The 19,986-nt window shown below is 66.8% G+C and carries 20 protein-coding genes, 1 pseudogene and 1 riboswitch; of the genes and pseudogenes, 9 read left to right on the plus strand and 12 right to left on the minus strand.

Going from position 1 to position 19,986, the window contains the following annotated elements; genetic code table 11:
* Positions 1-10: 10 nt before the first annotated feature.
* From QZ749_RS03735 to QZ749_RS03765, 7 genes and pseudogenes are all read right to left on the minus strand, one after another.
* Positions 11-265: pseudogene (locus QZ749_RS03735) on the minus strand (IS110 family transposase); the annotation flags it as partial.
* A 101-nt stretch (positions 266-366) separates the two neighbouring features.
* The gene (locus tag QZ749_RS03740; protein WP_296943398.1) at positions 367-738 is read right to left on the minus strand and encodes a hypothetical protein; all 372 of its coding nucleotides are present in this window, start codon (positions 736-738) and stop codon (positions 367-369) included.
* Positions 735-1,211 (minus strand): penicillin-insensitive murein endopeptidase, encoded by a 477-nt coding sequence (locus QZ749_RS03745; RefSeq protein ID WP_296943400.1) that lies wholly within the window; start codon positions 1,209-1,211, stop codon positions 735-737. Before QZ749_RS03745 ends, QZ749_RS03740 begins: the two co-directional genes overlap by 4 nt.
* Positions 1,212-1,221: 10 nt before the next feature.
* Entirely contained in the window at positions 1,222-1,713 is a 492-nt protein-coding gene (locus QZ749_RS03750; protein ID WP_296943851.1) for a type VI secretion system tube protein Hcp, read from the minus strand.
* 114 nt (positions 1,714-1,827) lie between these two features.
* Complete coding sequence (locus QZ749_RS03755; RefSeq protein WP_296943402.1) at positions 1,828-2,643, minus strand: class III extradiol ring-cleavage dioxygenase; 816 nt, start codon at positions 2,641-2,643, stop codon at positions 1,828-1,830.
* Positions 2,644-2,746: 103 nt separating this feature from the next.
* Positions 2,747-3,670 carry a hypothetical protein gene (locus QZ749_RS03760; RefSeq protein ID WP_296943405.1) on the minus strand — a complete coding sequence of 308 codons (924 nt, stop codon included), beginning with the start codon at positions 3,668-3,670 and terminating at the stop codon, positions 2,747-2,749.
* 5 nt (positions 3,671-3,675) lie between these two features.
* A complete protein-coding gene (locus tag QZ749_RS03765) occupies positions 3,676-5,988 on the minus strand; it encodes a M1 family metallopeptidase (RefSeq protein ID WP_296943408.1) in 2,313 nt (770 codons plus the stop codon).
* A 129-nt stretch (positions 5,989-6,117) separates the two neighbouring features.
* Positions 6,118-6,372, plus strand: a riboswitch (cobalamin riboswitch).
* 89 nt (positions 6,373-6,461) lie between these two features.
* Here QZ749_RS03765 and QZ749_RS03770 point away from each other — a divergent pair.
* The 4 genes from QZ749_RS03770 (at position 6,462) to QZ749_RS03785 (ending at position 10,469) form a co-directional block, all read left to right on the plus strand.
* Positions 6,462-8,432, plus strand: coding sequence for a TonB-dependent receptor (locus QZ749_RS03770; RefSeq protein WP_296943410.1), 1,971 nt, complete (start codon positions 6,462-6,464; stop codon positions 8,430-8,432).
* A 209-nt stretch (positions 8,433-8,641) separates the two neighbouring features.
* A complete protein-coding gene (locus tag QZ749_RS03775; RefSeq protein ID WP_296943412.1) occupies positions 8,642-9,304 on the plus strand; it encodes a thiol:disulfide interchange protein DsbA/DsbL in 663 nt (220 codons plus the stop codon).
* A gap of 11 nt (positions 9,305-9,315) precedes the next feature.
* A complete protein-coding gene (locus QZ749_RS03780; RefSeq protein ID WP_296943413.1) occupies positions 9,316-9,711 on the plus strand; it encodes a hypothetical protein in 396 nt (131 codons plus the stop codon).
* 77 nt (positions 9,712-9,788) lie between these two features.
* The gene (locus QZ749_RS03785; protein ID WP_296943414.1) at positions 9,789-10,469 is read left to right on the plus strand and encodes a thiol:disulfide interchange protein DsbA/DsbL; all 681 of its coding nucleotides are present in this window, start codon (positions 9,789-9,791) and stop codon (positions 10,467-10,469) included.
* A gap of 10 nt (positions 10,470-10,479) precedes the next feature.
* On the opposite strand, the gene QZ749_RS03790 is transcribed toward QZ749_RS03785, so the two are convergent.
* Positions 10,480-11,796 carry an ATP-binding protein gene (locus QZ749_RS03790; RefSeq protein ID WP_296943416.1) on the minus strand — a complete coding sequence of 439 codons (1,317 nt, stop codon included), beginning with the start codon at positions 11,794-11,796 and terminating at the stop codon, positions 10,480-10,482.
* Between the two features lie 274 nt (positions 11,797-12,070).
* On the opposite strand from QZ749_RS03790, the gene QZ749_RS03795 reads away from it, so the two are divergent.
* From QZ749_RS03795 to QZ749_RS03805, 3 genes are all read left to right on the plus strand, one after another.
* Positions 12,071-12,562, plus strand: a complete 492-nt coding sequence (locus QZ749_RS03795; RefSeq protein WP_296943419.1) for a hypothetical protein — start codon at positions 12,071-12,073, stop codon at positions 12,560-12,562.
* A gap of 64 nt (positions 12,563-12,626) precedes the next feature.
* Entirely contained in the window at positions 12,627-13,481 is an 855-nt protein-coding gene (locus tag QZ749_RS03800; RefSeq protein WP_296943422.1) for a MipA/OmpV family protein, read from the plus strand.
* Positions 13,482-13,483: 2 nt separating this feature from the next.
* Positions 13,484-14,176, plus strand: a complete 693-nt coding sequence (locus QZ749_RS03805; RefSeq protein ID WP_296943424.1) for a hypothetical protein — start codon at positions 13,484-13,486, stop codon at positions 14,174-14,176.
* Positions 14,177-14,209: 33 nt separating this feature from the next.
* Here the strand turns inward: QZ749_RS03805 and QZ749_RS03810 are convergent, their stop codons facing one another.
* The 4 genes from QZ749_RS03810 to xseA form a co-directional block, all read right to left on the minus strand.
* Positions 14,210-14,896: a response regulator transcription factor gene (locus QZ749_RS03810; protein WP_296943427.1), complete on the minus strand. Its 687-nt coding sequence runs from the start codon at positions 14,894-14,896 to the stop codon at positions 14,210-14,212.
* A gap of 104 nt (positions 14,897-15,000) precedes the next feature.
* Complete coding sequence (locus tag QZ749_RS03815; RefSeq protein WP_296943429.1) at positions 15,001-15,576, minus strand: hypothetical protein; 576 nt, start codon at positions 15,574-15,576, stop codon at positions 15,001-15,003.
* 186 nt (positions 15,577-15,762) lie between these two features.
* Entirely contained in the window at positions 15,763-16,341 is a 579-nt protein-coding gene (locus QZ749_RS03820) for a superoxide dismutase (protein ID WP_296943432.1), read from the minus strand.
* Positions 16,342-16,459: 118 nt separating this feature from the next.
* Complete coding sequence (gene xseA, locus QZ749_RS03825; protein ID WP_296943435.1) at positions 16,460-17,821, minus strand: exodeoxyribonuclease VII large subunit; 1,362 nt, start codon at positions 17,819-17,821, stop codon at positions 16,460-16,462.
* A 1,086-nt stretch (positions 17,822-18,907) separates the two neighbouring features.
* On the opposite strand from xseA, the gene QZ749_RS03830 reads away from it, so the two are divergent.
* Together QZ749_RS03830 and QZ749_RS03835 are read left to right on the plus strand one after the other, a co-directional pair.
* On the plus strand, positions 18,908-19,513 hold the full coding sequence (locus tag QZ749_RS03830; protein WP_296943437.1) for a MotA/TolQ/ExbB proton channel family protein: 606 nt from the start codon (positions 18,908-18,910) through the stop codon (positions 19,511-19,513).
* Positions 19,513-19,965, plus strand: a complete 453-nt coding sequence (locus tag QZ749_RS03835; protein WP_296943852.1) for a biopolymer transporter ExbD — start codon at positions 19,513-19,515, stop codon at positions 19,963-19,965. Before QZ749_RS03830 ends, QZ749_RS03835 begins: the two co-directional genes overlap by 1 nt.
* Positions 19,966-19,986: the final 21 nt, after the last annotated feature.

Below are 19,986 nucleotides of genomic sequence, written 5' to 3' on the forward strand. Positions count from 1 at the left end.
TGCACGGGATCGTCTTCACGTAGGGCTTCACGAACTGCGGGGCCATCAGTTTTACGGTGTGCCCCATCTCACTGAGCTTGCGCGCCCAGTAGTGCGCGCTGCCGCAAGCTTCCATGCCGATCAAGCACGACGCAAGCTTCGCAAGAAACGTCAGCATTTCCGCACGCTTGAGCTGCTTACGCATGCACGGCTTGCCGTGAAGATCGACACCGTGTACCTGGAACACCGACTTTGCCAAGTCGATGCCGCATGCACTAAGCTTCATGGTGGACGCTCCTGTCTGGTTGTGGACCCCTTACACATTCACTTTGGGACATCGATGCCGTTCCAGGAAGGATGCGTCCATTCCATGAAAGCTCCCTCACATCAACAACTGCCTCCCGCAATGCTTGCGCCGGACCGCAAATCGAATCCCAGGAAGCACCGGTACCCATCGCGGGGCGAGGAGGCGCACCAGACATGTCCCTTCCGGCGCAAGCGCTCGCCTGCCTCGCCGCTGCAAGACACCCCTTTGGCGTCGGGATAGAGCGAATCGAAGATGTCCTTGGCTGCCTGTCCCTTGATGTCGATGGCCAGCTTGCGATCGGTTTTCGTGGGCGCTTGCTCGTCCCCGAGACCTCCCGAGTAGATCGTGTACTCGGCCTTGAGCGGCTTGGCTGGCGCGGGATAGAACGGTTTTTCCTGGGCATGGACACCCGCCGACAGTGCCATTGTCAGAAGAAGTGACAGGGCTTTCATGGCGAGGAAGCTCGTATGTCGACGTGAAAGTGGTCGTCATGGCCTTCCCATGGCTTCACGAAAGGGATGTCCGTGTCGTTGAACAGGACGGTTCTCGCCAAGGGATGGGAGTGGAAGATGGCAATCAGTGTTGCCGTCGCTTTCCGGTCGTACTGATCACGCTGAAAGCGGGTGACACGCTCCTGACGGCCATCGATTCTGATTGCACGCACGTCCACCTGCAATCCGTCCGTATGACTTTTGTGTTTTTTGTATTCTCCGCCGTTGGCAAGGCTGATGTTGCCGATGCCAAACCTGCGATGATCGACGGTCTGCCATTCCCGCTCGACCCAGAACAGCACGGACAGCAATGCCGGATGGCCATATTGGCCCCCGCCATTCGTGGGTGTCCCGTACACGTAATATCCTGCGCCCTCAGGACGCTGAGGCAGCATGAAGTCGCCGCGTGAATCCTTCGGTTGGACTTGCAGCATGGCCAGTCCTTCAGGCGATTTTGTTGGTCGCCAGATCCCATCCACCTGCCGTGTTGCCGCCGGTGCCCCCGCTGATCTTTTGCTGGGTGTATTTCCATTTGACCTTGGAAAACTTGAGGCTGATCTGGTCATGCATCAGCCCTCCCTCGTGTACGGTCTGGCTGACGCTACCGATGAGCACATTATCCAGTTCGACTTCGTAGTATTTGACCGGCTTGCCATCGCTGTCGGCCCGCATGAATTCGAGTTTCGCTTTCGGAATGGTTTTACCTGACGAACAGGTCTGCATGAAGAGAGGAGACGACAAATCGACGAGCTTGGTCAGCGCGATATGCTGGTGTTCACAGCGCTCAGCCGTATGGCCGCCAGCCGTCGATGCTGTGGCGGACCGGGGTTGGATGACGCCCCACTGGGCGGATGAAAGCTCGATCCAGCCCTGGTGTGCAGCGTCCTGTGACTCGCCCTTGATGCCATCTATTTGCAGGTATGCGTCAATCGCCATTTTGCTTTCTCCGCGTCGATGTTCGATGGTTTGTGCGGACCAATCGGTCAACAGAGCATTGTTGAGCTGGATCGACTTGGAGTATTTGGCTGGAGTCAAACTATTTTCTCGACGTTAGGACGCCACTTGCCCGAACCTGAAACTCGACACCGTCAACGCCCCGAAGAACGCCTCCTCGTGGTACACGCACGCGGCGCGCTCCTGCTCGGCCGCCCCCAGCGCCACCCACAGCGGCACCAGGTGATCCTCGCGCGGATGCGCCTGGCGCGCGGCGGGGGCCGCATCCCAGCGCAGCAGCGCCTGCTCGCGTTCAACGGGCGGCAGCGCCAGCAGCACGTGCTGCAGCCAGCCGTCGAAGGCGCGCGAGGACAGCGCGCCGGCCTGGCCGAACTGGCGCAGGTTGTGGAAGGACAGGCCGCTGCCGATGATCAGGATCCCCTCGTCGCGCAGCGGCGCCAGCGCGCGGCCGGCGGCCAGGTGGGTGGCCGGGTCGTAGTCGCGCCGGATCGACAGCTGCACCACCGGCATGTCGGCCTCGGGATAGACGGGCGCCAGCATCGAGAAGGTGCCGTGGTCGAAGCCGCGCTCGGCGTCCAGGCCGGCTGCCAGGCCGGCGCCTTCCAGCAACTGCGCCACGCGCGCGGCCAGTCGCGGCTCGCCGGGGGCCGGATAGCGGATGGCGTAGGTGTGCGGCGGGAAGCCGCCGTAGTCGTAGATCATGCCCGGGCTGGTGCCGGACGAGACCAGGAAGCGGTCCGCCTCCCAGTGGCTCGTCACCACCAGCACCGCCTTCGGGCGCACGCCGACCTGGCGCTTGATGTCGACCAGCGAGGCTTCCAGTTCGGCGTAGGCGGCGCCGAACTGGTCCTTCATCCACGGCCAGGGGCCGCCGCCGTGCGAGACGAAATAGGTGGGCAGGCGAGGGGACATGGGCGCTCCGGGGCATCGAAAAATTCCATGGTAGCCGATCCGTGCGGATCGCGTCCGAAGGCGCCCGATGCGAGCCCACGCGCAGGCATGCACGGTGCGAACGCTACTCCCTGCGCGCCAGCTCCATCATCCCCGCCAGCCTGGCCGCCCGCATGACGCCGAGCGCCAGCACGGCCAGTTCCGCCAGCACGACGGCGCCGACGGTCCCGGCCGCGCCCAGCGCCGGCACGTGCAGGCGCGCCAGCGCGAGCAGGGCCGCCACGGCCAGGCCGATGCCGGTCACGATCATGTATACGCCCAGTACCGCCAGCGGGCGGCGCAGCAGCAGCCTGGTCCCGGCCCACCAGGCCAGGACCGCCGAGCGGCGGCGCGGTTCGTTGCCGAGGATGGCGCGGCCGGCGTCCAGGCTCGCGTGCGCCAGCGCCAGCAGCACGACCGTCGCCACCAGCGCCAGGCGCGTGGCCTGCTCGGCGTCGCCCTGCAGGATCGCCCGTTCGGCGACCCTGCCGGCGGCGCCCGAGGCCATGCCGCCGACGGCGCCGGCGATCCCCAGCGGGACCACGGCCCATGCCAGCATGCGCAGCAGGCGGCCGTATTCCTGGGCGCCGGCCGCCAGCAGCGGGATGCAGCGCAGGCGCTGCGGCGCCCGCACGGCGGCGATCGTCATGCCGCTCAGGAGCGGCGAGAGCAGCAGCGTCAGCGCGACGGCGACGAGGCCGCCGTTGGCGAGGCCCGCGCCGGCGTCGCCGCGCTCGCGCATGCTGGTGACGAGGTCGGCGATGGCGAGCATGTCCAGGCGCTCGGCCAGGCGCGCCGCGTGCACCGAATGGTCCAGGTTCGCCGCCAGCATCTGCCAGAACGGCAGCGTGGCGACGATGGCCGGCAACAGCAGCAGGATGGCCCACCACAGCAGCAGCCGCCATTGCAGGACGGCGCGCGTGCGCAGCAGGGCGGAGCGCAGGCCGGGCCGGCGCGGCACGGCCGTGTTCTGGGGCGCGAGCGAAGGAGCCTCGATGGTCGTGTGCATGGTCGTCATACGTTGGCGATGAGGGAAAGGAGGTACTGGACGACGGCCGCGACTTCCAGGCCCCAGCGGCGCGTGGCGCTGCCGTCGGCCTCGATGGTGCGGCTGTCGTCGAGCTTGCTCGTGTCGAGATAGTGCAGGCGCTGCGGGTCGAGTTCGGCCGACACCGCCTTCGCCGGCTTGATCCAGCTGAACTTGCGCCAGCTGTCGGCGCCGTCCCAGCGCACCGTCTCGCTGCTGCCGTCGGCGAACTTCACCACCAGCGTCTGCGCCACCGGCGCGCCATGGCGGCGCAGCAGGACCTCGGTGCGGTACGGGTACGGTCCGGTGCCTTCCCTGGCGTTCGGATGCGCCTTCTTCCACTGCGCGCGGGTGTCGGCGATGCGCTTGTCGAGGTCGGCCTGCTTGTCCTCGACCCACTGGCTGCCTTCCTGGCGCGTGCCCGGCAGCGGCAGCACTTCATGGCTGACCAGGGACTGGACGCGGTCGTCGATGCGCGCGGCCGCGTACACCTGCTGCGCGAACGCCTGCTCGATGACGGCGCGCTGGCCGGTGACCTCGGCCAGCGTCTCGCGCAGGTCGGCCACGCTCGGGTGGCGGAACTTCCAGCGCCGGTAGTATTCCCGGAACGCGCGCTCCATCGGCGCCGTGCCGATGCGCGCCTCGAGGTCGCGCATCAGGGTGGCCGTGCGCGAGTAGACGGGACCGATGTCCTGCAGGCGGTTCCAGGCGTTCTGGCCGACCGGATCGGCCGGATCGCTGCGCGGGGTGCCCAGGCGCTCGGCGTCGAACACGGGGAAGGATGGGCCGAAGCCGAGCTTGCGCAGCAGCGGCGTGCTGGCGCCGATGCGCTGGCCGCGCGCGCGCAGCATGCGCAGGTCCCAGTACTCGTTCAGGCCTTCGTCCAGCATCGGCTCCTCGAATTCGTTCGAGGCCAGCAGGCCGTAGAAGTAGCCGTGGCCGAATTCGTGGATGGTGACGAAGTCCAGGCCGTACTGGGCGAGCGTGCCCGGTTCGACCTCGGCGTAGCCCTCGGCCGTGAAGAAGGTCGGGTATTCCATGCCGCCCGCCTCGGCGGCGTTGTAGGGCGGGATCACCACGGTCAGCGTCCTGTACGGGTAGGGGCCGAGCGTGTTCGAGAAATACGTCAGCGAATCCTTGGCCGCCTTCAGCGCCGGCGCCGCGCTCGCGGCGTACTCGGGCGGGTACAGCACGGTGACCGTCACCTGCGGGCTGCCGGGGCCGGTCCAGGTGTCGACCAGCGGCTTCGCGGTGCGCTTGTCGGCGGTCCAGGCGAAGTCGTGGACGTCGCCCTGCACGAAGCGGTGCGTCAGCATGCCGTCCTTCGCGCCTGGTGTGCCCTGGCGCTCGCCGGTGGCGCCGACCGTGTAGTCCTTCGGCGCGGTGATGCGCACGTCGTAGCTGCCGAAGTCGGCGTAGAACTCGGAATTCAGGTGGAATTCGTGGGCGTTCCAGCGCGGGGCGGTGGCGCCGCGTTCGCCCGGCAGTTCCAGCACGGCGATCTTGGGAAACCACTGGGCCACCAGGTGGAAGGTGCCGAAGTAGCCGGTGCGCGCCATCACCCGCGGCAGCTGGGTCTGGAAGTCGATGTCGAGCGTGGTCGACGCGCCCGGCGCGACGGCGGCCGGCAGGTCCAGGCGCACCACCGTGCGGTCGGTGGCGGGGCCGCCGTCGGGGTGGACGACATGCCACGGCACCCGGGCCTCGGCCTGCTCGACGCGGCGCAGGGCGATGTGGCCCCATTCGCCTTCCTTGATGTCGACGCCGGAGCGGAACGCGGCGTCGCGCTCGCGCTTCTCGGTGAAGAAGGTGCTGCCCGTGCCTTCGAAGGCGTTCATGTACAGGTGCAGGTAGACGCTGGTCACGGCCACGTCGCTGCGGTTGCGCCAGGTGAGTTTCTGGCGTCCCGTCACCGTGTGCTTGTCGGGGTCGAGCGTGGCGTCGATGTCGTAGTGGACCACGCGGTCCGACAGCGTCGCTTCCTGGCCGGTGCGCGCGCCGCCCCAGGCTTGCGGGCTGCTGGGGACGCGCACGGCGGCGGCGTCGGGCGCCGCCAGCGCGATGCCGTCGGCCGGTGCCGGGACCGGCGCGGCTGCGGAGGCGGGTGCGGTCACGGGCCGTCCGGCTGCCGCGTCCGGCGTCTTGGCCGGCGCCTTGGCAGGGGCCTTGTCCGGGACCTTGCCCGCGACCGTGTCCGGCCCCCTGCCGGCGGCGGCGAAGGCCACGCCGGCCGCCAGCATGGCGCAGGCGACGCCCAGGCCCAGCCGGCGCCGCAGCGCCGGGTCGAAACGCAAGTTCATGCACACCCCCAGGTCAGGAAAGAATATCGTTCCCACTATAGATGAGTTGCCAGAAACGCACGAGATATTTGCGCGGCCCGCGCGGGAAGGCCGGATGCGGCGCCGTCGCCGGGGGCGGGCGCGCACGGGGTATAATCCGCGGGTTCTGGTGCCCCGCCGCGTGCCCTGCGCGGCGAGTTAAACGGGAAACACGGAGCGTCGATGCCTGCGGCGTCGCGCCAACGTGTGCTGCCCCCGCAACGGTAAGCAAGCGTCGCCGCAGTCGCAGGACGACTGACGCCGCGACAGGCCATCCCGAAGACCACCGCGCCCGTAGCCGTGCGTGGGAAGGTGGGATGGTCCGCCTTGCCAGCCCGGATACCGGCCAGACGAGGGGGAAGCGGCTGAAGGCGCCTGCATGCGCACGCGCCGCTTCCGTGGTTGCCGGCATGCGGGGACGCGCGCCGGCACAACGATCCGAGACAAGACATCCAATGACACCTGCTGCCCTTCGCGGCGGCGCGCCGGCCGTGAAGCCGCTCGCGCTGGCCTGCGCCTTCGCCTTTTCCTCCCTGCTGTCGGTGGCCGCCACCGCGCAGGACGATCCTTCCACCGTCGTCATCACCGGCGCGCGCTTCCCCAGCGAGCCCGCGCTGCAGCCGATCGGCGCCACCGTGATCACCCGGGACGACATCCGCCGCGCCGGCGCCGGCGACGTCAATGCCGCCATCCGCAAGATCGGCGGCGTGTTCGGCCGCCAGGGCCTGGACGGCTCGCCCGACTTCGCCCTCGACCTGCGCGGCTTCGGCACCAACAGCGCCCAGAACATGGTGATCATGGTCGACGGCGTGCGCCTGAACGAGAACGAGCTTGCCAACACGGTGCTGTCGACGATCCCCATCGACAGCGTCGAGCGCATCGAGATCGTCCGCGGCGGCAACAGCGTGCTGTACGGCGAAGGCGCGACCGGCGGCGTGATCCAGATCGTCACGCGCCGCGCCAGCGCGCAGGGCATCCACGGTTCCGTGTTCGCCGAAGGCGGCCGGTTCCGCCAGCACGACGTGCGCGCCTCGCTGTCGGCCGTGACGGGCGACGTCGGCGCCGACCTGTCGGTGGCGCGCCAGGGCACCGAGAACTACCGCCGCAACAACGACTTCGACCAGACCAGCTTCTCGCTGGGCGTGCAGACCCGTTTCACGGGCGGACGCGCCGGCCTGCGCGTGGAAAGCGCGCGCCAGGATTCGCGCCTGCCCGGCTCGCTGACGCTGGCGCAGTTCGAGGACGATCCGCGCCAGACCTTCACCGCGCTGGACTTCGGTTCGCTCGACACCGACCGCGCCAGCGCCTTCGCCGAATACCGCCTGGGCGCCGTCGACCTGGCCGCCGAGCTGTCGCACCGCGAGCGCAACGTGCGCTCGAACTACCTGACCGGCTTTACCTCGATCAACGCCTACGACGGGCGCCAGGACCAGTTCTCGCCGCGCGCGCGCTGGGCCAGCGACGTGCACGGCATGCTGAACGAGCTGGTGGTGGGCGTCGATGCGATCCGCTGGAAGCGCAAGACCACGTCCGACTATTCCAGCGCCGACGCCAGCCAGACGTCGAAGGCCGTGTACTTCCGCGACGAGCTGCGCTTCGACCCGGCGCACGACGGCCGCCTCGCCCTCGGCGCGCGCCACGAGACTTTCGACAAGGACGTCGTCGACGCCAGGGCCGGCCTGCCGGCCGAGGACCGTTCGCAGTCGCAGAACGCCTGGGAAGCGCAGGCCAGCTACCGCGTCCGGCCGCTGCTGGAGCTGTATGCCAAGGCGGGCCAGAGCTACCGCGTGGCCAACGTCGACGAGAACGGCTACCGTTCCAGCGTCGACATCCTGAAGCCGCAGACCTCGCACGACCTGGAACTGGGCGCCACGCTGGGCGATGGCACCCGCAAGCTGACGGCGCGCGCCTTCCGCCACAGGCTGCGCAACGAGATCTTCTACGACCCGACGGCCGGGGCCTTCGGCGCCAACACCAACCTCGACCCGACCCGCCGCGAGGGCGTCGAGATCGACGCCGAGGCGGCCATCGCCGCCGGCTGGCGCGCCAGCGCGCACCTGCAGCACGTGACCGCCAAGTTCACCGACGGCCCGAACGCCGGCCGCGAGATGGTGCTGGTGCCGAAGAACGTGCTGACGGCGCGCCTCTCCTGGCTGCCGGGCGACGGCCAGTCGGCCGACCTGGGCGCCCAGTGGGTCGACGGCCAGCGCTACGGCGACGACTTCAGCAACGGCTGCAGCGCGCGCATCCCGTCCTACGCCACGTTCGACGCGCGCTATGCGATCACGCTGGGCCGCTGGGAACTCGCGGCGACCGGCCTGAACCTGGCCGACCGTCACTACTTCAGCAACGCCTTCAGCTGCCGCGCCGGCATCTACCCGAGCGACGGCCGCCAACTCAAACTCTCGGCACGCTACGACTTTTAACCCACCTCAAACCGGGGTCAGAGCCGGGGTCAGAGCCCGATTTTGGGCAATTTCCTGAAACCGGGCTCTGACCCTGGCTCTGACCCCGGCTCTGACCCCGGTGTTGGTGACTTGCGTAAGCAAATGCAAAAATAAGCCTGCGCTAAGGTTGGACGGCCAAAAAGTGGTAATCTCGCGGTCGTTCGCTTAACTACCCGAGAAGGATTCCCATGCGTTCCCTGCGTTTTGCCCTGATTGCCGCCAGCCTCGTCGCCAGCACCGCGTTCGCCTCGCCGACCGACCCGAAGAGCGGCGTCGAGTACACGACGCTTGCCCAGCCGCTGCCGGTGCAGGCCGCGGGCAAGAAGGTCGAGGTGATCGAGTTCTTCATGTATCACTGCCCGCACTGCAATGCGCTGGAACCGGCGTTCGAGCAATGGGTCAAAAAGCAGGGTGACAACATCGTCCTGCGCCGCATCCACATCCCGGCCACCGGCCCCGCCGACCCGGAAGCCCACCTGTACCTGACGCTGGAAGCGCTGGGCAAGGTGAACGACATGCACGCCAAGGTGTTCAAGGCCATGCACGTCGACCGCGTGCGCCTGACCAAGGACGACGTGATCATCGATTGGGTGTCGAAGAACGGCATCGACCGCAAGACCTTCACCGATGCCTGGAACTCGTTCGGCGTGATGACCAAGCTGCGCCGCCTGCCGCAAACGGTGGCCGAGTACAAGGTCGACGGCGCGCCGACCGTCGTCGTCGACGGCAAGTACGTGACCTCGCCGGCGGTGGTCTACAATTCGGTCAAGACCAACAACGAGCAGGTGCTGTTCCAGGCCACGCTGCAGGTGCTGGATGCCCTGGTCGCCAAGGCGGCCAAGTCGAAATAACACGTGACGCAATGAGCGATATCGAAGGCAAAATCCTGAGGATGTACGACAAGTCCAAGCCGGAAGACGAGGACCTGTACGACACCAGCAACGTCAACCACGTGGCCTGGAGCCTCGTGGTGCTGTTCGCCGGCCTCGCCATCTGGCTGTCCATCGCCCTCGTGAACGCGGAAAACCAGCGCTACGCCCTGTTGACGGGCAAGTGCCAGGATCCGCTGTTCAAGGGCGAGGTCGACAAGGCTTGCCTGGTCACCGTGCGCGCGCGCGACCACTGGTGGGAACACCTGTGGTACGGCTTCACCCACGTCAAGCCGGAAGTGCCCGAGCAGCCGCGCCGCGTACGCCGTCCGCAGCCGCAGCCGCAGACGGAAGGGCAGCCGCAGCAGCAACCCGCGCCGCCTGCCTAGCCTTAATTTTTATCTAAGCAACATTCTGTAGAGAAAGTGATAACCTTCAGGTTCGTCAACCAACCCGAAGGATCACCATGCTCCCGCATTTCCTGCGCGCCGCGCTGCGCGGCGCCGGTCTCGGCCTGTTCCTGCTGGCGTCGTCCGCCCTGGCGTCCCCGACCAACCCGCAGGAGGGCGTCGACTACGTGACGCTCGCCCAGCCGCAACCCGTCCAGGCGGCCGGCAAGAAGGTCGAGGTGGTCGAGTTCTTCATGTACCACTGCCCCTACTGCAATGCCATGGAACCCGCGTTCGAGGACTGGGTCCGCAAGCAGGGCGACCGCATCGTCGTGCGCCGCATCCACTTCCCGTACACCGGTCCCAACGATCTGGAAGCGCGCCTGTACCTGACGCTCGAAGCGCTGGGCAAGGTCGACGCGATGCATGCGAAGGTCTTCAAGGCCGTGCACGTCGACCGCATCCGCCTGAACCAGCAGGACGCGATCGTCGACTGGGTGGCGCAGAACGGCATCGACCGCGCCACGTTCCTGGCGGCGTGGAATTCCTTCGGCGTGCAGGCACGCCTGCGCCAGCTCGGCAAGCTCGTCGGCGACTACCGCGTCAGTACGGCGCCCACGCTGGTCATCGATGGCCGCTACATGACCTCGCCGTCGCTGGCCGGCGCGGGCATGCGCGGCGGCGACCGCAACGCCGTGTTCCTGGCCACGATGCAGGTCGCCGACGCGCTGGTCGACAAGGCCGCCAGCGCGCGCTAGGGCGCCGTCGTCAGGCCGCGACCACGCCGTCCGGCACCCGGATCACGAAGCGCGCGCCGCCCAGCGCCGACGGTTCCACGACCAGCGTGCCGCCGTGCAGGGCCACGGCCTTGCGCGCGATCGACAGCCCCAGGCCGAAGCCGCCGGTGGCGCGGTCGCGGCTGCGGTCGAGGCGGAAGAAGGGTTCGAAGATGCGTTCGCGGTCCTCGTCGGGGATGCCGGGACCGTCGTCCTCGACCGCGATCTCGAGCTGGTAACCGTCGCGGCGCGCATGCAGCTCGACCTGGCCGGCCGCGTATTTCTGCGCATTGCGCAGCAGGTTGCCGATCGCGCGCCCGAGCAGGCGGCGGTCGCCGTCGATGCTGCCCAGGTGCGCTCCCAGTTCCAGCCCGAAGCGCGGCGGACGCGGATGCAGGCCGTCGGCGCATTCCTGCAGCAGCGGCTCGACCTCGAACAGGGCGCGCTGCGCTTCCTGGGCATTGTCCAGCTTGCTCATCGACAGCAGCTCGTTGACGAGTTCCTCCAGTTCGGCGACGTCGCCTTCCATCGCGGCGATGCGCTTGGCCAGCGCCGGATCGTCGGTGCGGTCGGCCAGCAGTTCCAGCGCGAATTCCAGGCGCGCGATCGGCGTGCGCAGTTCGTGCGACACCGAGTGCAGCAGGGTCTTCTGCGCTTCCAGCAGGCCCTGGATGCGGCCGGCCATCGCATTGAAGCGCTCGGCCAGCGGATAGACGGCATCGGTGCGCCGCAGCGTCGCCCGCGCCGCCAGCCTGCCGGCGCCGAACTCGTCGGCCACGTCCGACAAGGCCTGCAGGGCGCGCCAGTGCTGGCGCGACCACAGCGCGATCGGCACCAGCAGCGCCAGCGCCACCACCACGTAGCGCACCACTTCCATCAGCAGCGCCTGGCCCAGGTCGATCGGCAGCTGGCTGGCGCGGATCGCCTCGCCCTCGCTGCCGATGTAGCGCTCGCCCTTGAGGTCGACGCGCCGGTAGAAGGTCTTGTTGGCCGGATCGAGGACGATGGCGCCGCGCTCCAGCGCAGGCAGGTCGCGGCCGGGCAGGGTCTTGCGCACCTGATCGAGCGGGACCAGGTCGAACTGCGCCTCGGAGACTTCGCGCACCTTGTTCAGGCGGCCCAGCCACTCGTCGGCCGGGGCCTGGTCCACGTACTGTTCCAGCAGGAAGATCTGGGCCGAGGCCTGGCGCCGCGCGATGTCGTCGAGCGGATCGCCGAACAGGCGTGCGAACACGAAATAGATGACGAACGTCGCGCCGGTGATCGACAGCATCACCAGCACGAAGAAGCGGAAGAACAGGCGGTTCACGCCCGCTCCCGCGCGACCCCGGCATGTGGGATGAATGTCGTCATATCTTGCATATCTGAAATTGTATCTTACGTAACACCGTAAAAATCGTCATTTACAAATTGAGGACAAATGGCCGACATGTACAGGATGAACCTCTTGCTGCCAACACGTAACATGGCGTTTCGTCAGGTTTCCGTTTGGCCCGCCTGATGCGCGAAGACGGCGGGCCTTTTTTTATTCTCCCGCGCCGCGCTGCGGCGCGGCCAGCGCAACGAGGTCCCGGATGGCAATTGTGAAGCGAACGGCGCAGGCAGCGCAATGGGTAGCGGCCGCGACGGTCGCCGCCGCGCTGTCCGCCTGTGCCGCCGTGCCCGCCGTGGCACCGACGCCGACGCCAGCCGACGGCCCGCTGCCATTCGTCACGCTGGACAAGTCCACGACGTCGCGGATCGACGCGCCCCGCACCGTCGTGGTGCGGGATGCGCAGGCCTGGCAGCGCCTGTGGGCCGAGCATGCCGGTGCGGACGCCGCGCCGCCGCAGGTCGATTTCGCAGCGCGCATGGTGGTCGGCGTGTTCCTGGGGACCCGCAGCAGCGGCTGCCATGGCACCGAGATCGCGGGCATCGCCGTCGCGGGCGGCAGGATCCGCGTCCAGGAAATCGACAAGGTGCCCGGCCCGACCGTGCGCTGCATGATGATGCTGACGGCGCCCGCCCACCTGGTGGCGACCACGCGCAGCGACCTTCCTGTGGAATTTGCCACAGAAACGGTCGAGCTGAAGTGATGGAATTGAGTGAAGGGAATACATGCACGTAGAATGTTGTCTTCCTGAATCTCCAGCCTCGACCATGAACAAGTTTCTCTTCCTCGCGTTGACTGCCGGCTGCGGCGTTGCCTGGGCACAGACCCCGGCCACCAACCCGATGCCGGACGGCAGCCGCGACATGTACGTGGGGCTGGGCGTGCAATCGGCGCCGCGCTACGACGGCGCGGCAAGCCGCAAGGTGTCGGCATTGCCGGTGTTGCAGGTCCAATGGAGCAATGGCGTGTTCATTTCCGGCATGAGCGCCGGCATGCACCTGTCCGACGATCCCGTGTTCGAATACGGCCCGCTGCTGGCCGTGCATCCGGGGCGCGACGAATCCGGCGCCGGTTCGACCATCGGCGGCATCGGCGTGGTCGAGATGACCGGCTTCATTCCGTCCCCGATCGACAAGACCTTCCTGAAGGGCGAACGCCTGGGCGGCATGGAAGAGATCGGCGCGCGCCTGCAGGCGGGCGCCTTCGCCAACTACTACCTCGACCCGCGCTGGCGCCTGACGGGCAGCCTGCTGGCCGGCGCCGGCAAGGAGCGCGACGGCGTGCGCCTGGAGCTGGGCGTGCAGCGCCTGGCCGTGCTTGCGCAGGCGCACCACCGCGTGTCGCTGTCGGCCGGCGTCGCCGTGGTCAACCGTCGCTACAACGACAGCTATTTCGGCGTGTCCACCATGGAATCGATGCGCAGCCGCTTCCCGTACTACAGCGCGCGCGGCGGCCTGCAGGATGCGCACGTCGGCGCGCACTGGAACTGGACGCTGTCGCCGTCCTGGATGCTGACGTCGAACGTGCAGGCCACGCGCCTGCTGGGCAGCGCCCGCAACAGCCCGCTCGTCGAGCGGCCCACCAACGTGACGGTTTCGACCGCCATCGCTTACCGGTTCTGACGATGCGCGCCATCCGTAGACTCATCGCACCCATCGCCCTGCTGCTGGCGGCCGTCCCGGCCGCGGCGCAGTTGCGCGATGGCGAGTGGGTGGGTTACCGGGATGCCTATCGCGCCATGGTCCGCTTCGAAAAGTTCGGCGGCCCGAAGAACCTGCTGGTGAGCCAGTTGCAGGTGCAGCCGCTCGACCGCAGTCCCCCTGGCGACGGCGCGCAACTGACGCTGACCGGCAAGACCACCCAGCTCAACCTGCCGCTCGACGCGCTCGGGCGGACCGTGCTGCCGTTGCAGAAGTCGTCCTACGACGAGAACGCGGTGCTGGTGCTCAACCGCAAGGGGGTGCCGTTCACCGTGCGCCCGCGCGTGACGATCGCGCCGCGCCACGACGGCCAGTACGATGGGGCCGACCTGCGCAGCGCCTGCCAGCAGGCGCTGGGCTTCGCCCGCTACGTGGATGCGTCGCAGGAGGCGCGCCAGTGCGTCGGCGTGCGCTTCGTGTTCCCCAAGAAGGACCAGGCCGGCGCCCGCCTGCGCCGCGCCGACGGCCAGGAGCAGGCGCTGCCCGCGACCCAGGGCGCGGCCTTCGCGGGCGACGCCGACGCCGGCTTCGCGGTCGTCGACTGGCGCTTCGGCGCGGAGCGCGCGCAGGTCACGACCTACAATGCGCCGCTGGCGATCGTGCCGGTGTTCGAATGAGGGGAGGTCCCTCCCGCGCGGGAGGGGCGTGCTTCAGTTCCAGGCCGAGGGCGAGAACAGATACCCTTCGCCCCACACCGTCTTGATCTTTTCCGACAGCGTGTCGTCGAACTTGCGGCGCAGCTTGGAGATGCAGTTGTCGATGCTACGGTCCAGGCCGTCGAACTCGATGCCGCGCATCTTCTTCAGCAGCTCGTCGCGCGACAGCACCCGGCCGGATGCCTCCGCCAGCACCAGCAGCAGCTTGTATTCCGTATTGCTGAGCACGCACGGCTGGCCGCGCCAGGTCACGCTGCGGTCGTTGGTCAGGATGCGCAGTTGGCCGAACTCGAGCATGCGCACGTCGCTGCCGGTCCGCGCCTGGGTGCGGCGCAGCAGGGCGCGCAGGCGCGCCAGCAGCACGCGTGGCTGGACCGGCTTGTTGACGAAGTCGTCCGCGCCCTGTTCCAGGCCCGACACTTCGTCGTAGGTGTCTTCGCGCGCGGTGAGGATCAGGATGGGCACGTCGGAGACGTCGCGGATCTGGCGGCACACCACCATCCCGTCCATGCCCGGCAGCATCAGGTCGAGCACGACGATGTCCGGCACGTCCTGCTTGAAGTGTTCCAGCGCGGCGTCGCCGCGGGTCACGAGGTCGACCGAGAATTCATAGCTCGACAAATATTCCGTGACGAGTTCCGCCAGGCGCGGATCGTCTTCCACCAACAGTACGCGATACATGCAGTTTTCTCCTTCAACCCGTCATTTTATAAGAGGATCGACAAAGCAGCATGTTTGGTGGGCAAGCCCGACAAAGTGATACAGTTTCGCGACAAACCGGCCCGTCACAGATCGGCGCCGCCATTGCCCAGCCCCAGTTCCCGGGCAAACGCCTCGTTGACGTCGCAATACGCCTTGCGGCTGTCGGCCGTCCGCTCCGCCTGGAAGTACAGCGCGGGCCGGCCCGGCACTTCCTCGGTGTTGCGCGCCAGCGCGTACCAGGTGAAGTGCACCGTCGCCGCGTCCGCATAGGAAGCGCCGAAGTCGCGTTCGGCCAGCACCAGGCGGGCCGGCTGGCGGCCGTCCGCATCGACCAGGCGGAAATCGTGCAGGCGGCAGTCGGCGCCGCCGCCGACGGTGACCTGGTAGCGCTCGGTCTCCTTGCCCTGCGCCGGGCCGAACACCGACACGACGCCCAGTGCCGCGCCGCCCTTGCCGACCGCGTAGAAGCTGACGACGTCGACGTCATGGGCATTGAAATTGTCGCGGTGCGCCCGCACCGCCATCATCGGCTGGTCGCCCAGCCTGAACTTGTTGATGCCGTTGCGCACCTCGATCACCCTGGGCCCGGCCTGGGCGTCGCGCAGCGGGGCAAGCGTCATGCCAGCGAGCAGGGCACCCAGCAGGAAGGCATTGGTCATGGATGACTCCGCAAGGACGAGATGCGAACGATGCCGCCGGGTTGCGCTCATGTCAAGCATTGCGCATCATTGCGCCTCATTGCGCATGCATGTGCGGCGATGCCGCCGGCGCGCCCAACGACAACGGCCCGCTTGCGTGCGGGCCGTTTTGCGTGCGGCGCCGTTGCCGGCGCCGTGGGGGCGCGATTACGCCAGGTTCTGGTTCACGAAGTCCCAGTTGACGACGTTCCACCATGCCTCGACGAACTTCGGACGGGCATTGCGGTAGTCGATGTAGTAGGCGTGTTCCCAGACGTCGCAGGTCAGCAGGGCCTTGTTCTCGGTGGTCAGCGGGGTGCCGGCGTTCGAGGTGTTGGCGATGTCGACGGTGCCGTCCGGCTTTTGCACCAGCCAGGTCCAGCCCGAACCGAAGTTGCCGACGGCCGATTTCTGGAATTCTTCCTTGAACTTGTCGAACGAACCCCACTTGGCGTTGATCAGGTCGGCGACCTTGCCGGTCGGCGCGCCGCCGCCGTTCGGGGTCATGCAGTTCCAGAAGAAGGTGTGGTTCCACACTTGCGCGGAGTTGTTGAACACGCCGCCTTGCGACTTCTTGATGATCTCTTCCAGGGGCATGTCCTCGAACTCGGTGCCCTTGATCAGGTTGTTCAGGTTGGTCACGTAGGCCTGGTGGTGCTTGCCATAGTGGTATTCCAGGGTTTCAGCCGAGATGTGCGGCTGCAGTGCATCCTTGGCGTACGGGAGCGGGGGCAGGGTGTGTTCCATGTCTTGTTCCTTTGGTGAGTGGAAACTAAGTCCTTCTTGGCAGATCGGGCGTTATTCTAAACCTTCTTCCGGAATGGTGCAGATATCGCATGACAAACAGGCCAGCTTGCCGGAAAGATCATTCCAGAACGTCTTGCACGCCGGCCACGCCCACCTCGACGCTGCCCTGCGCCAGGCGCAGGCGCAGCACGTCGCGCGGCTTGATCTGGCCGGGCGCCGTCAGCACCTTGCCGCGCGCATTGCTGACGATCGCATAGCCGCGTTCCAGCGTGCGCTGCGGATTCAACAGTTCGAGCTGGGCCGCCAGTGCGTGCAGCGCCTCGCGCCGCGCGCGCAGTTGGCCGGCCATGCTGGCCACCAGGTGGCGCTGCTCGGACGCGATCTGGGTGCGCAGCGCGCGCACGTCCGGACGGTGGCGCGCCCAGCGCTGCTGCAGCTGGGCCAGCAGCACGCCGTGGCGATTGACGGGCGCGCGCACCGCATGCGTCAGGCTGCTCGCCATGCCCAGCAGCGTCAGGCGCTGGTGGGCGAGCCGGCTCGACGGACTCTGCAGGCGGCGCGCCAGGCCGTCCAGGCCCTGGCCGGCGTCGGACAGGGTGCGCGCCATCGCCCGCCGCAGGTCGCCGGCATCGCTGCGCAGCGAGGCGAGCCAGTCGGCGCGCGCCGTGGCGGCCAGCTCGGCGGCGGCGGTCGGCGTGGCCGCGCGCAGGTCGGCCGCGAAGTCGGCGATGGTGAAGTCGGTCTCGTGGCCGACGCCGGCGATCACCGGCATGGCGCTGGCGGCGATCGCGCGCGCCACGACTTCCTCGTTGAAGCTCCACAAGTCCTCGATCGAACCGCCGCCGCGGCAGACGATCAGCACGTCGGCCTCGGCGCGCCGCGACGCGGTGCGGATGGCCTCGGCGATCCGCTCGGCGGCGCCTTGCCCCTGCACCGGCGCCGGGTACAGCACCACGCGCACGTGCGGGGCGCGGCGGCGCAGGGCGGTCAGCACGTCGCGCAGCGCCGCCGCCTGCGGGCTGGTGACGATGCCGATGGTGCGCGCGAACAGCGGCAGCGCGCGCTTGCGTTCCTCGTCGAACAGGCCCTCGGCGCCGAGCTTTTCCTTCAGGCGCAGGAAGGCTTCGTAGAGCTGGCCCACGCCGGCGCGGCGGATCGCCTCGACGTTGATCTGGTAGTCGCCGCGCGCGCCGTACAGCGTGACGAGCGCGCGCACCTCGACCTTGTCGCCCTCGCGCGGCACGAAGCCGGCGAACTGGGCGCGGCCGCGGAACATCACGGCCCTGACCTGGGCGGCATCGTCCTTCAGCGTGAAATACCAGTGGCCCGAGGCGGCGCGCGTGAAATTCGAGATCTCGCCACCGATCCACACGAGCGGAAAGGAGCGTTCGAGCAGGCGCGCCACCTGCTGGTTGAGGGCCGTGACGGTGAGGACGGGCGGGGCGGAATAGGCCGGATCGGCGGCGTCTTGACTGAACATAGGGATGAGCTGGGTGAAACTGTCCACAACAATGGGGTGGCTGGCCACCGATGTTACATCTACGGTAAAACAACAAGTAATTTTTATAAATGCCTGATTTTTAACGAAAAATGCACTGCCCGATTTCGATGCAGAAACAGAATTTCCTTAAAGATCAATGACTTCCGTCAGCGAGATGGCACTTTCGCACAATCTTATCCACAGAAACTGTGAGGAAGTGGACAAGTCGCTGCTGCCGCCGTTTTGAGCATCACGCTGTTTTCTCATGGAAATCAAACACTTGGGCCCCATTCCTGGCCCTTGCTCACATCGTTTTCCACAATTTATGTGCACAGCCCGGGTCAGGCGGCATTCATGGCATGGCGTCAAGGCCGGTACTATACCGCAGCCCTCGCCGCGTCGTGTTGCCAAGCCAACAGCGGGCCGCGGTACGGCCCGGACAGACGGCCTGCCTAAAAAACGGGCTTGAAACGCAAATGCACATCGAATCAAGGACTTGTCCTGCAAGCGAAAGGCTTGCGCACATTGTTTTCCACAGTTTGTGTGCACATTCGTCGCCACGGAGCCGCGCCGGGCCGCCACTGTGGAAAACTTGATGCTGCATAAAAATCGGGCAGGCTGATTTTTCCCTTACAAATCAAGGGTCTTGGCACAGTTGTGTGCGCTTGCGCACAATTTTGTCCACAAAAAATGTGAAGAAAGCGGTGCGTGGATGCGGTGCTGTAGTCGGACTCCATGCTGCCTGATTTTTGTGCCCTGGATATTTGTTCATTAAAATCAATGGCTTATCGTGGATCGATGGTGTTGGACACAAATTTATCCACAGAAATTGTGGGCAACTACATCCCAGCGTTCCCTTGAATTTTGCTTTTTAGAAATGACAGTGTGGCCGTGCCGCCTTTTTATGCATATAGGAATTTCCCTTAAGAATCAAACAGCTTGGGCGCCATGCCCTGGCTTGCGCACATTTTTATCCACAGAATGTGTGAAGAACTCTACTTGCCGCAATCTTGCCGACACGTTACATTGCGCAATTCCCTTGTCATGTCGACTTTTCGTTGACCTTTACTTATCCAGGAGTTCGTTTTGCTCGCCATCGTCCAAGCTGCCGGCTGGCCCATCTGGCTGTTGTTGATTGCTTCCATCATCGCCCTGGCCCTGATCATCGAACGCCTGATCTACCTGCGCCGCGACAAGATCCTGCCGCGCCAGCTGCTCGACGAAGTCATCCAGGTGTATCGCAGCGGCAAGGTGACTCCCGACATCGTCGACAAGCTGCAGCAGAATTCGCCGCTGGGCGCCGTGCTGTCCGCGGCCCTGCGCAACGTCGACGCGCCGCGCGACGTGATGAAGGAATCGATCGAGGAAGCCGGCCGCGGCGTGGCCCACGTGCTGGAACGCTTCCTGACGACGCTGGGCACGATCGCGTCGCTGGCGCCGCTGATGGGCCTGTTCGGAACCGTGGTCGGCATGATCGAGATCTTCGGCGCCCAGAACGCCAGCGGCACCAATCCGGCCCAGCTCGCGCACGGCATCTCGGTGGCGTTGTACAACACCGGTTTCGGCCTGGCGATCGCGATGCCGGCGCTGGTGGCCTACCGCCACTTCCGCGCGCTGGTCGACAGCTTCATCATCGACATGGAACTGCAGGCCGTGAAGTTCGTCGACGTCGTGCACGGAGCGCGCAAATGATGGATTTCCGCCGCGGCCGCAAGCGCGAGGATCCGGAAATCAACCTGATCCCGTTCATCGACGTGCTGCTGGTGGTGCTGATCTTCCTCATGGTGTCCACCACCTACAGCAAGTTCACCGAGCTGCAGATCACGCTGCCGACCGCCGACGCCGAGAAGGCGCTGGACAAGCCGTTCGAGATCAACGTCACCGTCGATGCCAAGGGCAATTACACGGTGAACAACCAGGCCGTCTCGTTCCACGGCGTGGCCGGCCTGGCCGAGGACCTCAAGCGCGCGGCCGGCACCGGCCCCGACGGCCAGCCGCTGGCCAATCCGGCGCGCGACCCGGTCGTGATCGTCAACGCCGACCAGTTCGCCATGCACCAGATGGTGATCAACGTGCTGGAAGCGGCGCGCCTGGCCGGCTACGACAAGCTGACCTTCGCCGCGCAGACCGGCGGACAGAAATAGCGCACCGCCGCCGCTCCCGCC

It is taken from the genome of uncultured Massilia sp. (assembly GCF_913773735.1).
In the GTDB taxonomy this organism is placed as follows: Bacteria; Pseudomonadota; Gammaproteobacteria; order Burkholderiales; family Burkholderiaceae_D; genus Telluria.

What these genes read in the sequence shown, in the direction of transcription:
- QZ749_RS03740 (WP_296943398.1), bottom strand. Translation starts at nt 738, where the DNA reads ATGAAAGCCCTGTCACTTCTTCTGACAATGGCACTGTCGGCGGGTGTC.
- QZ749_RS03745 (WP_296943400.1), bottom strand. Translation starts at nt 1,211, where the DNA reads ATGCTGCAAGTCCAACCGAAGGATTCACGCGGCGACTTCATGCTGCCT.
- QZ749_RS03750 (WP_296943851.1), bottom strand. Translation starts at nt 1,713, where the DNA reads ATGGCGATTGACGCATACCTGCAAATAGATGGCATCAAGGGCGAGTCA.
- QZ749_RS03755 (WP_296943402.1), bottom strand. Translation starts at nt 2,643, where the DNA reads ATGTCCCCTCGCCTGCCCACCTATTTCGTCTCGCACGGCGGCGGCCCC.
- QZ749_RS03760 (WP_296943405.1), bottom strand. Translation starts at nt 3,670, where the DNA reads ATGCACACGACCATCGAGGCTCCTTCGCTCGCGCCCCAGAACACGGCC.
- QZ749_RS03765 (WP_296943408.1), bottom strand. Translation starts at nt 5,988, where the DNA reads ATGAACTTGCGTTTCGACCCGGCGCTGCGGCGCCGGCTGGGCCTGGGC.
- QZ749_RS03770 (WP_296943410.1), top strand. Translation starts at nt 6,462, where the DNA reads ATGACACCTGCTGCCCTTCGCGGCGGCGCGCCGGCCGTGAAGCCGCTC.
- QZ749_RS03775 (WP_296943412.1), top strand. Translation starts at nt 8,642, where the DNA reads ATGCGTTCCCTGCGTTTTGCCCTGATTGCCGCCAGCCTCGTCGCCAGC.
- QZ749_RS03780 (WP_296943413.1), top strand. Translation starts at nt 9,316, where the DNA reads ATGAGCGATATCGAAGGCAAAATCCTGAGGATGTACGACAAGTCCAAG.
- QZ749_RS03785 (WP_296943414.1), top strand. Translation starts at nt 9,789, where the DNA reads ATGCTCCCGCATTTCCTGCGCGCCGCGCTGCGCGGCGCCGGTCTCGGC.
- QZ749_RS03800 (WP_296943422.1), top strand. Translation starts at nt 12,627, where the DNA reads ATGAACAAGTTTCTCTTCCTCGCGTTGACTGCCGGCTGCGGCGTTGCC.
- QZ749_RS03805 (WP_296943424.1), top strand. Translation starts at nt 13,484, where the DNA reads ATGCGCGCCATCCGTAGACTCATCGCACCCATCGCCCTGCTGCTGGCG.
- QZ749_RS03810 (WP_296943427.1), bottom strand. Translation starts at nt 14,896, where the DNA reads ATGTATCGCGTACTGTTGGTGGAAGACGATCCGCGCCTGGCGGAACTC.
- QZ749_RS03815 (WP_296943429.1), bottom strand. Translation starts at nt 15,576, where the DNA reads ATGACCAATGCCTTCCTGCTGGGTGCCCTGCTCGCTGGCATGACGCTT.
- QZ749_RS03820 (WP_296943432.1), bottom strand. Translation starts at nt 16,341, where the DNA reads ATGGAACACACCCTGCCCCCGCTCCCGTACGCCAAGGATGCACTGCAG.
- xseA (WP_296943435.1), bottom strand. Translation starts at nt 17,821, where the DNA reads ATGTTCAGTCAAGACGCCGCCGATCCGGCCTATTCCGCCCCGCCCGTC.
- QZ749_RS03835 (WP_296943852.1), top strand. Translation starts at nt 19,513, where the DNA reads ATGGATTTCCGCCGCGGCCGCAAGCGCGAGGATCCGGAAATCAACCTG.